This window comes from Methylobacterium hispanicum (genome assembly GCF_022179285.1).
In the GTDB taxonomy this organism is placed as follows: Bacteria; Pseudomonadota; Alphaproteobacteria; order Rhizobiales; family Beijerinckiaceae; genus Methylobacterium; species Methylobacterium hispanicum.
Genome location: NZ_BPQO01000024.1, coordinates 102,252 through 113,682, shown reverse-complemented (window position 1 = coordinate 113,682; position 11,431 = coordinate 102,252). Strand labels below are relative to the sequence as shown.

At 70.5% G+C, this 11,431-nt stretch carries 6 protein-coding genes; 2 read left to right on the top strand and 4 right to left on the bottom strand.

The window, feature by feature from the left end:
- Positions 1-127 precede the first annotated feature (127 nt).
- A complete protein-coding gene (locus MFF56_RS32155) occupies positions 128-997 on the top strand; it encodes an ATP-binding protein (protein WP_283207441.1) in 870 nt (289 codons plus the stop codon).
- A gap of 53 nt (positions 998-1,050) precedes the next feature.
- Here MFF56_RS32155 and MFF56_RS32410 read toward each other — a convergent pair whose 3' ends face one another.
- Both MFF56_RS32410 and MFF56_RS23490 read right to left on the bottom strand, forming a co-directional pair.
- Positions 1,051-5,034, bottom strand: coding sequence for a PAS domain S-box protein (locus MFF56_RS32410; protein ID WP_373320015.1), 3,984 nt, complete (start codon positions 5,032-5,034; stop codon positions 1,051-1,053).
- A 229-nt stretch (positions 5,035-5,263) separates the two neighbouring features.
- Positions 5,264-6,367, bottom strand: coding sequence for a YihY/virulence factor BrkB family protein (locus MFF56_RS23490; RefSeq protein ID WP_373320014.1), 1,104 nt, complete (start codon positions 6,365-6,367; stop codon positions 5,264-5,266).
- Positions 6,368-6,930: 563 nt separating this feature from the next.
- Between MFF56_RS23490 and MFF56_RS23485 the strand changes: the two genes are divergently transcribed.
- Entirely contained in the window at positions 6,931-9,225 is a 2,295-nt protein-coding gene (locus tag MFF56_RS23485; protein ID WP_306308046.1) for a PAS domain-containing protein, read from the top strand.
- Between the two features lie 38 nt (positions 9,226-9,263).
- Here the strand turns inward: MFF56_RS23485 and MFF56_RS23480 are convergent, their stop codons facing one another.
- Together MFF56_RS23480 and MFF56_RS23475 are read right to left on the bottom strand one after the other, a co-directional pair.
- Entirely contained in the window at positions 9,264-11,006 is a 1,743-nt protein-coding gene (locus MFF56_RS23480; RefSeq protein ID WP_238231366.1) for a methyl-accepting chemotaxis protein, read from the bottom strand.
- On the bottom strand, positions 11,003-11,377 hold the full coding sequence (locus MFF56_RS23475) for a hypothetical protein (protein WP_012452099.1): 375 nt from the start codon (positions 11,375-11,377) through the stop codon (positions 11,003-11,005). Before MFF56_RS23475 ends, MFF56_RS23480 begins: the two co-directional genes overlap by 4 nt.
- Between the last annotated feature and the right edge of the window lie 54 nt (positions 11,378-11,431).

The following is an 11,431-nucleotide window of genomic DNA, read 5'->3' as shown; positions in this document are numbered from 1 at the left end:
ATGCCGGTCCGTCCACATCTGCTCTCTCCTCCGTCCTGCCAGACGGATCGTGTATTGGTGACACGAGACAGATGGGGACGGCCGGCGGAGGACCTCAAACAGGCTCTTAGGCGGCGGCACCGCCGTCGTGACGCGCCTGGCCGCGGACCTGTGGCCCGCGGTGGCCGACCCGCACCGGATCGAACTGGCTGTCCTCAACCTCGTGACGAACGCGCGCGACGCCCTGCAGGGTGCCGGGGAGATACGGATCGAGACCGAGAATCTGCCCGCCGGCGCGCCACGACCCGGGACCGTGCCGGCGGGGGATCTCGTAGTGCTCACGGTCGCCGATACGGGCGATGGCATGTCGCCGGATGTCCTCGCCCGCGCGTTCGAACCCTTCTTCACGACCAAGCCCCAGGGCAAGGGTACGGGTCTTGGGCTTGCGCAGGTCTACGGCACGGCGCGTCAGCTCGGCGGCGCCATTACGTTGCGCAGCCGACATGGTGAGGGCACCACGGCATCGATCTATCTCCTCCGGGGCGAGGTTGTCGCCGGCGCGGACGCCGACCGGACGCAAGGCCGTGGAGTTGCGACGGACGCGACGCGCATCCTCGTCGTCGATGACGATCCCCAGGTTCGTGCCGTCGCCGTCACCTTGCTGGAGGAACTCGGCTACGGGGTCGTCGAGGCAAGCGGCGGCGCGGAGGCCCTGCGGCTGCTGCACGGGGGAAACCGCATCGACCTGCTGCTGACCGACTACGCCATGCCCGGGATGACGGGAACCGAGCTTGCTGGGCGGGCGCTGGCGCTCGACCCCGCGCCTGGCGTGCTCATGATGACGGGCTACGCTGATGCGGCAGCGCTACCCTCGGAGGGCGTACCCGTGCTGCGCAAGCCCTTCGCGCTCGACGAACTCCGGGCAGCGGTCGAACGCCTTCTGTCCAAGCGGCCGGGCCGCGTTCTGCCTTTCCGCAGGGTGGCGGAGGCGGAGGACGGGGGCGGGCAGCTCGCCTGAACCGCCAGGCTTTGGTCAGACCGACCACACCGACCTCAACGCCATGGTCGATGTCACGGGTTGGAGATCAGGTCCTTGATGCGGCTGGCTAACGCCTCCATCACGAAGGGCTTGGTCAGCACTGCCATGCCGGGCTCCAGGTGGCCGTTGCCGACCGCAGCGTTCTCCGCGTAGCCGGTGATGAATAGCACCTTCAGATTCGGCCTGCTCACCCGCGCGGCGTCGGCCATCTGGCGGCCGTTCATGCCGCCGGGCAGCCCGACGTCGGTGACCAGCAGGTCGATGCGCACGTCCGACTGAAGCACCTTCAGGCCGGCGACAGCATCCGACGCCTCAATGGCGGTGTAGCCGAGGTCCTCCAGGACCTCGGTGACAAGCATGCGGATGCTCGGCTCGTCGTCGACGATGAGGACCGTCTCTCCCTGCTCGGCCCGGGGCGCGGTCGAGAGGTCGGGCATGCCGTCATCGCCCTCCGCCTCTCCGTAGTGCCGCGGCAGGTAGATGCACATCGTCGTGCCTTGGCCCACCTCCGAGTAGATGCGCACCTGCCCGCCCGACTGCCGGGCGAAGCCGTAGATCATGGAGAGGCCGAGCCCCGTGCCCTGACCCGTCGGCTTCGTCGTGAAGAAGGGGTCGAAGGCGCGGGCGATGACGTCGGGCGTCATGCCGGTGCCGGTGTCTGTGACGCAGAGCGACAGGTACTGCCCCGGCGGTAGTTCACGCTCCCTCGCCGTTCGGTCATCGAGCCACTTGTTGGCCGTCTCTATGGTGATCCGACCGCCTTCAGGCATCGCATCGCGGGCATTGATGCAGAGGTTGAGCAGCGCGTTCTCAAGTTGGGGCGGATCGACCAGCGCCGGCCAGAGCCCGGCCGCCCCGACCACCTCGATGTGGACCGCCGGGCCCACGGTCCGCCGGATCAGGTCCTCCATGCCGTGCACGAGGGCGTTCACGTCGGTGGGCTTGGGGTCGAGCGTCTGCCGGCGCGAGAAAGCGAGCAGGCGGTGGGTCAGGGCCGCCGCCCGCTTCGAGGCGCCCTGCGCGGCGTTGATGTAGCGGTCGAGGTCGGTCAGCCGGCCCTGGCTCATCCGGGTCTGCAGGAGTTCGAGCGAGCCCGAAATGCCGGTAAGTAGGTTGTTGAAGTCGTGGGCGAGGCCACCGGTGAGCTGCCCAACGGCCTCCATCTTCTGAGCTTGGCGCAGCGCCTCCTCGGTCAGGGCGAGCGCCGCGGCCGCTTCCCTCTCGGCCTGCACGTCGCGTCCGACCGCGTGGATGAAGCTCTCGTCCGGCACGGCGGTCCAGGACAGCCATCGGTAGCTGCCGTCCTTGTGGCGGTAGCGGTTCTCGAAGCGGGGGATGACCGAACCGTCCGAGAGGTCGCCGGCCGCCGCCGCTGTGGAGGCTGCGTCGTCCGGGTGGACAAGGTCCATGAAGGAGCGCCCGACCAAGTCGGCCTCGCTCCAGCCGAATAGCGTGGTCCAGGCCGGGTTCACCGCCACGATGGTCGCGTCGAAGCGTGCCACCAGCATGACGTCGGTTGAGAGCCGCCACATCCGGTCGCGGTCGCGGGTGCGCTCCTCGACCTGCTGCTCCAGGTTCTCGTTGAGGCGCTCCAACTGGGCTGCGGCCTGCTTGCGGTCCTCTATGTCGGTGTTCGTGCCGATCCAGCGGACGACCGCGCCGTTGGGACCGTGGATCGGCTCGGCCCGGACGAGGAACCAGCGGAAGGCCCCGTCCGCGCGCCGAATGCGGAACTCGGTCTCGTAATGCGTCCCGTCGGCCAGCGCGGCCCCCCAGGCGCGTCCCGCCGCCCCAACATCGTCCGGATGCACGATGGACGCCCAGGCCGTTCCGTCGAGTTCGCCCGCCGAGGTGCCGGCGTAGGCATGCACCTGCTCGTTGAACCAGTAGAGGGCGCCGTTCGCGTCCGCCGCCCAGACGTGGTTCGGCATGGCCTGGGCGAAGACCCGGAACTGCTCCTCGCTCTCGCGCCGGCTCGCCTCGGCGCGGAAGCGCTCGATGGCGGCCCGGGTACGCTCGGCGATGTCGCGGATGAAGGCGAGCTTGTCGGTGCGCCAGTCGCGCACCTGCCGGTCGTGCAAGAAGAACAGAGCCACGATCCGGCCCTGCTCCAACACCGGCACGTTGATCAAGGCGCGTACGCCGATGGCCAGGAGCGGGCCCGGGTTGCGCGCGGTCCGCGGGTCGGTCGTCACGTCGTGGATGACGACCTCGCGCCCTTGCGCCAGGCCCGCGCGGACCTCGCCGAACTCGTCGAAGCGGTGGCGGCCGGCGACGCTGGCCACCCCCGGCGCCGTCCAATCCCGCTCGATCTCGACATGCTCCATCGCCTCGTCGACGGTGCCGTACCCGGCCCGATCCAGGCCAAGCGTGCGAGCCATGATCTCAGCCCCGACCGCCGCCATCTCGGCGGTGTCGCGGCACGCCTGCAGCCTGTCGCCGAACGTGATCAGGGCATCCCGGAAGGATTCCTGCCTGCGGCGCTCCGTGAGGTCGCGGGTGACGGTGCCGTAGCCTGTGACGGAACCGTGCGCGTCGCGGACCGGGAAGATGGCGTAGTGAACCGGTACTGCGGCGCCGGTTGAGAAGTTGCGGAAGGCGAGGTCGCCCTCCCAGAAGCCGCTCTCGCGAACGGCCGGAAGGACCTTCCCCAGCACCGTCGGACGGTCCGCCGGCTCGAAATAGTCCATCAGGTTGTAACGGCGAGCTTCCTCCAGGCTCGCGAGCCCGACCAACTTGCGACCGCCCTCGTTGACGAACTCGGCGTTGCCTTCGAGGTCGGCGACCCCGATAAAGTCGCTCGACTGCTCGACGAGGGCCGCCAAGCGGCGCGCGGTCGCCTCTGCGGCACGTGCATCGGTGATGTCGCGAACCGTTCCGACGAAGCGGTCGGGCCGTCCGTCACGGAAGACCGTGTTACCGCGTGCCGCCAACAGGCGCTCCACGCCGTCGCGCCTGCCGATCACGCGGTATTCCAGCTCGAAGCCCTCGCGTGCGCCGATGGCCGCCTGGACGGCGCGGTCGGCCCGCTCCCGGTCGTCCGGGTGAACGCCCGGCAGGAAGGTGCCCTCGTAGGAGACCGGGTCGTCGGCCGACAGCCCGAACAGGGCGCGGGTACGCGCGTCCCAGGTGAGCGCGCCGGTGACGAGGTCGTAGTCGTAGATGCCGGTGCCGGCCCCCTCCAGGGCCAGCCTGAGCCGGTCCTCGGCCTCGCGTAGGTCGGCCTGGGCCGCCTGGCGCTCGGCGATGTCGGTCACCATGACGAAGATGCCGTCGACGACACCGCCCTCCGTCCGACGCGGGATGTAGCGGATCTCCGACTGGCGGGTCACGCCGCCACGGTACGGCATCAGCGCGTCGAAGGTGATATCCTCGCCGGCGAGCGCCCGTGCCATGAAGGGCAACCTGGCCTGGTAGACCTCCTCGCCGACGACCTCGCGCACCGGCCGGTTCAGGATTTCGCTCGCCGGACGGTCGAACCAGGCCTCGTAGTGCTTGTTCGCGAAGCGGTAGACGTGGTCGTGGTCGATGAAGCTGATGAGGACCGGCAGCGCGTCGGTGACGACCTGCAACTCGTCGCGGACGCGGCGGGTCTCACCCTCGCTCGCCGTGGCCGTCGTGCGGTCGCGCAGGATCTTGAGGAAGCCCAGGTCGGCGCCCTCGGGCGAGCGAAGGGGCATCATCTCCCCGCTGGCCCAGAAGCGTGTGCCGTCCTTGCGCAGGTGCCAGCGCTCGTCGGCTGCCCGCCCGGTCTCGGCAGTCTGGCGCACCTCCTCCGCGGGACGCCCGGCCGCGCGGTCCTCGGGCGTGAAGAAGGTCTCCGCCGAATGCCCGACCATCTCCTCGGCCGACCAGCCCAGGATGCGCTCCGCGCCCGGGTTCCAGGCAGTGACGCGTCCCTCGTGGTCGGTGGTGACGATGGCGAAGTCGACGGCGCTCTCAAAGATCGCCTGGTAGGACACCGGCTGCGATGGCGACGAGCGGTCTTGCGGGCACTCGCCCTCCGTGCCGCTCACCACGCCGCCCAGCCGTCGCGGTTCGACATCGGAGACACTCGCATACGGGAGGTTCGGGAGGCGGCCAATTGGATCATGGGCATTGGTCGATGGGGATGCTTCGGCGCGGGGGATGGGCGAATCGGGGCTCACAGGCGGACACGCGCGAGCATAGGTGCCCATGCCCGCTGAGGCAGGCCAGGCGTAGGCCGAGGCATGTGGCTACGCAATCGCCCGCGCGTGCCACCCGTCAGGCCGACGCCGCCACCGTATCCGCCATGCGCGCCTGGCGTGCGCCAAGCGGCTTGCCGTCCCCGACCGTCGTGTCGCGCGCGGTCTGGTGCTCCATCTCCGCGTTGAGCTCGGCCCCAAGCAGAACGACCGTCGTAGATATCCAGATCCAGGTCATGAAGCCGATGGCGGCCCCCAGGGAGCCGTAGGTCTCGTTGTAGCTGCCGAAGTTGGCCACGTACCAGGAGAACAGTCCCGACGCGACGAGCCACAGGGTGCCGGCCACCGCGCTGCCCCAGGTCACCCAGCGCCATTTCGGCTTCCGGCGGCTCGGACCGTACCGGTACAGCACCGCCAGGGTGCCGATGACAAGGGCGAGCAGGGCGGGGAAGCGCAGCAGGGCGATGTACCAGGCCTTCTGGTCCAGCCCGAGCACCTGGAGCGCGGCCGGCACCACCACGATGCCGGTCAGCGCCAGCACGACGAACAGCAGCGCGCCGGCCGTGAACGCGAGCGACTGCAGGTTCAGCATGAGGAACGAGCGCTTCTCCTCCTCCTCGTAGGCGATATTGAGCGCGTCGAAGATCGCCTTCATCCCCCCGTTGGCGCTCCAAAGCGAGAGCAGGATGCTGACGAGGGCGGTGAGCCCGAGCGCCGCGTCGCCTTTGTCGACCAGACGCTTCACCTGCCCGCCGACGATGTCGATGGCGCCGTCCGGCAGGATGCCGCGCAACTCATTCAGATGGGTGCTGATCGTACTCGGGTCCGCGACCGCGCCGTAGATGGAGACGAGCGCCGCGACGGCCGGGAACAGCGCCAGGATGGCGTAGAAGGTCACGCCGGCCGCGACCAGGAGTATGCGGTCGTTGCCGAACTCCTGGTAGAGGCGGAGCGCGATGTCCTTCCACCCCTTGGCCGGGATTTCGGAGGGTGTGTCCGCCTGCCGCCCGCGCCCCGGTTCGGCCTCCGCAACGCGCTCGGCCGCGGCGCCCTCGTGCGAGACGGGCCCGTCCTCGGTCCCGAGCTTTTGGCCGCTATCCTGAGTGCCTGTCGCAAGCGTCAGCGGTTCCGCCCGCCGCCTCGGCAGCGCCACCAAGCCGACAAGGGCAACGCCCAGGAACATGGTCCAGAGGATCGAGGAGGACTGCTCGGTCCGGGCGGAAGGAAGCGGAGGGGGAGTTTGTTCCGACATGGCTCACCGTGGCGCAGGGCTCACGGCCGGCCCTGAGGCATCGTCACAACGGCAACGGACACGCTTTGGTGCCCTGGAGGACGCCGCGTTTCGAGAGCCAAGGCGATGCAGCCTTGCGAGGGAGCGGTCGTTTGCCTGCGTCCGCACTATCTAGCGGGGCGGACCGAACAAGCGTGGCAGGCCAGGACGCCAGCCGGCGCCCGACCGAGAGGTAATGCCACCACGATGCCACGCTGGCTTCCCCGTTGCGCGATGCCCTCGGCCGCCCTGGTCCGTCCCAGTACCACGAGCGCCTCTCCGTCGCGTTGCGGAGGCGCCGGGATGCGGGGCCGTGCGCGGCATGGCTGACGCCTTCTCGTTCCTGCCCACCGGTGGACTGACCGACGCCGAGATCCGCTCCCGCGATTGGTCCGAAACCTCGCTCGGCCCGCCGGAGGGCTGGCCCCCAGCACTCCGCAATACGGTCTCGCTGATGCTGTCCCTCCCCCACGGCGATGTTCCTCGCCTGGGGGCCGGACCTGCTCTGCTTCTACAACGACGCCTACCGGCCGATCCTCGGCTACCGGCTGGACACGGCGCTGGGGTGCCCCTTCCGCGAGGTCTGGGCCAGCATTTGGGACGAGATCGGGCCGCTGGTCGACGCCACCCTGGCGGGCGAGAGCCAGATCCTGACCGACGTCATGCTCGACCTCTCGCGCCAGGGCGAGCCCGAGCGGAGCTGGTGGTCCTTCACATACTCGCCCGTCCTCGACGAGTCCGGAGCCGTCAACGGCCTGTTCTGCGTCACCGCCGAGACCACGAACCGGGTGCTGGGCGAGGCGCGCTTACGCGAGAGCGAGGACCATTATCGGCATACGGTCGAGCTCAACCCGCAGGTACCCTGGACCTGCGACCCGGACGGCAACATCACCTCATACTCGAATCGCTGGCTCGAACTGACGGGCCAAGCCGCGGGTGAGCCGGACGGCTCCGGCTGGGCGAGATCACTCCACCCCGACGACGTGCCGTGGACCATGACGGCCTTCTCGGCGGCTCTGACATCCGGCGAACCGGTGGACATCGACTATCGCATCCGCGTGGCGACTACAGGCGAGTACCGCTGGATGCGGGCCCAGGCCCGGCCGCGCCGGAACGAGGGCGGCGGCATCGTCCGCTGGTACGGCGTCGTCGAGGACATCCACGACCGCAAGCTCGCCGAGGAGCGCTTGCGCGAGATGAACGAGACGCTGGAGCAGCGCGTCGTCGAGGCGCTCGCCCAGCGCAAGCTCTGGGCCGACGTGTTCGAGACGACCGACGCCTTGGTGAACGCCCTCGACATGGATTTCCGGGTGCTGGCCATCAACGGCGCCTGCGCGGACGAGTTCGAGGCGATCTACGGGGTCCGGCCGCGGGCGGGCGACAACCTGATTGATCTGCTTGCGCACAAGCCCGAGCATCAGGCCGCGTCCCGCGAGGTATGGGCACGCGCGCTGTCGGGGGAGGAGTTCACGCTCGCCGGCGAGTTCGGCGACCCGGCCCGGAGGCGGCGCTGCTACGAGCTGAGGTTCACCACGCTGCGGGACGGCGCTGGCATGAGGGTCGGTGCCTTCCAATACGGCACCGACGCCACCGAGCGGCTGCGCGGCCAGGAGCAGCTCGCCCGTGCCGAGGAGGCGCTGCGCCACGCGCAGAAGATGAAGGCCGTCGGGCAGTTGACCGGAGGCGTCGCGCACGACTTCAACAACCTGCTCACCATCATCCGCTCGTCGGTCGAGTTCCTGCGCCGTCCGAACCTCGCCGAGGAGCGCCGAACCCGCTACCTAGAGGCGGTGGCGGACACGGTCGACCGCGCCGCCAAGCTGACGAGCCAGCGACTGTCCTTCGCACGGCGGCAGGCGCTGAAACCCGAGGTGTTCGACCTGCGGGAGCGCGTGCGGGGCATCTCGGAGATGCTGAACTCCGTTACCGGCGCGCGCATCCGCATCGTGACCGAGGTGACGGAAGGGCCATGCCACGTGCGGGCTGACACGAGCCAGTTCGAGACGGCGCTGGTGAATCTCGCAGTGAACGCCCGGGACACCATGGACGGTGAGGGCACGCTGACGCTCCGGCTCACCTGTGGCGAGGCGTTGCCCTCGATCCGTGGGCACGCCGGCGCACCTGGGCCCTTCGCGGTGGTGTCGGTCTCGGACGAGGGTGTCGGCATCGTGCCAGAGCTCCTGGCGCGCATCTTCGAGCCGTTCTTCACGACCAAGGAGGTCGGCAAGGGCACGGGGCTCGGCCTGAGCCAGGTCATCGGCTTCGCCAAGCAGTCGGGCGGCGACGTGGACGTGGCGAGCGAGGTGGGGCGCGGCGCGACGTTCTCGCTGTACCTGCCTCATGTCGACCCGCCGCAGGAAGGATCTGAGGCCGGCGAGGAGGAAGCCGACGAGCAGGAGGTGGGGCGGCCTCTGTGCGTGCTGGTCGTGGAGGACAACCTCGACGTCGGGCGCTTCTGCACGCAGCTCCTGGAGGATCTCGACCACGCCACGGTCTGGGCGCACAACGCGGAGGCCGCGCTCGCGGAGATGGAGCGTGTGCCGTTCCGCTTCGACGCGGTGTTCTCGGACGTGGTGATGCCCGGCATCGGCGGCGTCGAACTCGCTCGCCGGCTCCGGAAGGACCACCCGAGGCTGCCGGTCGTCCTGACGACCGGCTATAGCGACGTGCTGGCCCGCGACGACGCCCATGGGTTCGAACTCGTGCGCAAGCCCTACTCGGCCGAACAGGTCGCGCGGGCGCTGCAGCGGGTCACCGGCCGACGGTCCTGACGGGTCCGCCGAGCTCGCCGAGGGACGCGCGCCTCGGCTCAGGCCGCCAAGCCGGTTGCCCCGCCGAGGGCCGGGTGGCGGAGGCCGACGCGCACGTCGAGGCCCGCCGCCCCTCCTTCGCCCCAGGCAATTGTCGCCGGCATGCGGGCCCCGCCGGCGGTCTCGAACTCGACCTTGTCGCCGGGCGCGAGGAGCGGGCCGCCGGCGATGCGGGCGCCGTGGGAGGACACCTCGACGAGGCGCACCGGGTGCCGTCGGCCGCCCACGTGCAGGAAGCCCGCCTCGTCGACCGCGACGCGCACGTTGCCGCGGCGCTCCTCCAGGTCCGTCGTGACCCGTTGTACGAACAGGCCCACGGACGCCGCGAGGTCCGCCGCGACCACCTTGAGGGATTCGGACGCGGACAGGGCGCCGTCGGCATGGCGCCGCGTCTCCTGTGTGGCCCGCGAGACCGACACCGCGCCGGCGTGCGCCTCCGAACTGCCTTCGGCGACCTGCGCCACCGTGCGGGAAATCTCCTGCGTGGCCGCCCGCTGCTGGTCCACCGACACGGCGATGGACGTCGTCAGCGCGTTCACCTCCTGGGTGGCGGAGGCCATCGCGTGGACGGAGCCGACGGTCCGCCGCGTCGAGGCCTGGATGGCCTCGACCTGGGACACGATCTCGTCGGCCGCCCTCATGGTCTGGCCCGACAGCGCCTTCACCTCCGAGGCGACCACCGCGAAGCCGCGGCCGGCGGCGCCGGCGCGCGCAGCCTCGATGGTGGCGTTGAGCGCCAGGAGGTTGGTCTGGTCGGCCACCGACTTGATCAGGCCCATGACGGTGCCGATGCGGTCGGCCACGACCGCGAGCTGCTCGACCTCGTCGTTCGTAGTCCGCGCGATCTCGGTCATGTGCGCGATGAACTCGCGCGCCCGCTCGGTCTGGCCGGCGATGTCCGAGATGGAGGCGCTGAGTTCCTCGGCGCCCGCGGACACGGAGAGCACGTTCTGAGCCGTCGCCGACGCCGTGGCCTCCGACGCGGCGGCCTGACGGCTGGACCGCTCGGCGACGCCGCTGAGGGCGAGCGCGGTCTCGCGCATGCCGCCGGTCTCGCGCTCGACCTTATGCTCGATCTCGACCAGGGCGTCGCGGAACTCGGCGACGACCTCGCCGAGCCGGCGCTGGCGGTGGGCCTCCAGGTTACGGTCCTGGCCGGCCGCCGCCTCGGCGCGGCGCTGCGCCAGCACGCTGTCGGCGGCCTGCCGGGTGGCCGCCTCCGCGGAGGCCAGCGCCTTGGCGAGCTGGCGGGCAGCCAGCACCAGGGCGGCGGCCTCGGTGACGAGGACGACGGCATGCAGCACGACACGCAGGTACTCGGCCCCGTTCGGGAATACGGCGGCCGGGTAGAGCACGTTCAGCGCGAGGTGGTGGACGGCGACGACGCCGGCCGCCACGAGGATGGAGGACCAGCAGCACCAGCCCGCCGCAACCGCGAGGGCGGCGAAGAAGACCATATGCACGTCGATCTGGAGGTGCGTGCCCGAGGAGGCTAGGACCAGCAGGCCGACCAGCATCATCAGGGAAGCCGAGGAGAGGTGGCGCGTGATGGCCGTCGCCCCGTGCTGGCGGGCGGCGGCGAGGGCCGCGCCGGGTAGGAGGACCGCGAGGACCGTCACGGGCACGGGCATGACGTCCCGCCACCAGGCGAGCGTCGTGACGATGGCGGCGAGGACGCCGAGAGCGCCCAGCATGACCGGCAGGAAGGCGAGGCGGAGGCGGTCGAGGCTGCTTTCGGTCATGGCGTGGACGGTCCGGTGAGGTTGGCGGAGGGCCGGTAGCCCGGAAGGCAGGTGCCCAGGGGCCCGGCGGCGAGGACGAGGAGGGCACCGGCCCGGCGCAGGTGTGCGGCGACGTCGCGCCCGGGGGCGTAGAGCACCGCGACGTGCCCGCCGGCGGAGAGCCACAGGATGGGTGCGCCCGAGGCTGTGACGGCCTTAGGGACCGGTGCGTCCGGGAAGAGGGTGATGACGGCCACGGGCTCGCCGGGGCGTGGCGCGAGCGTGAGGGCGACCGGGGCGAGGCCGCAGCCGACGATCAGGGCGCAGGTCACGGCGGCGGCCCGGAGCGACGAGAGGGCCGGTGATGGAGTAACTGCCGTTCGCCCCCTCATCCTCCGCCTCCATCCCTGCCGATCCGACATCCGTTCACGGGCGAGGTTGACGCT

Coding starts and splice junctions, on each gene's coding strand:
- MFF56_RS23490 (WP_373320014.1), bottom strand. CDS start 6,367: ATGTTCCTGGGCGTTGCCCTTGTCGGCTTGGTGGCGCTGCCGAGGCGG.
- MFF56_RS23485 (WP_306308046.1), top strand. CDS start 6,931: ATGTTCCTCGCCTGGGGGCCGGACCTGCTCTGCTTCTACAACGACGCC.
- MFF56_RS23480 (WP_238231366.1), bottom strand. CDS start 11,006: ATGACCGAAAGCAGCCTCGACCGCCTCCGCCTCGCCTTCCTGCCGGTC.
- MFF56_RS23475 (WP_012452099.1), bottom strand. CDS start 11,377: ATGAGGGGGCGAACGGCAGTTACTCCATCACCGGCCCTCTCGTCGCTC.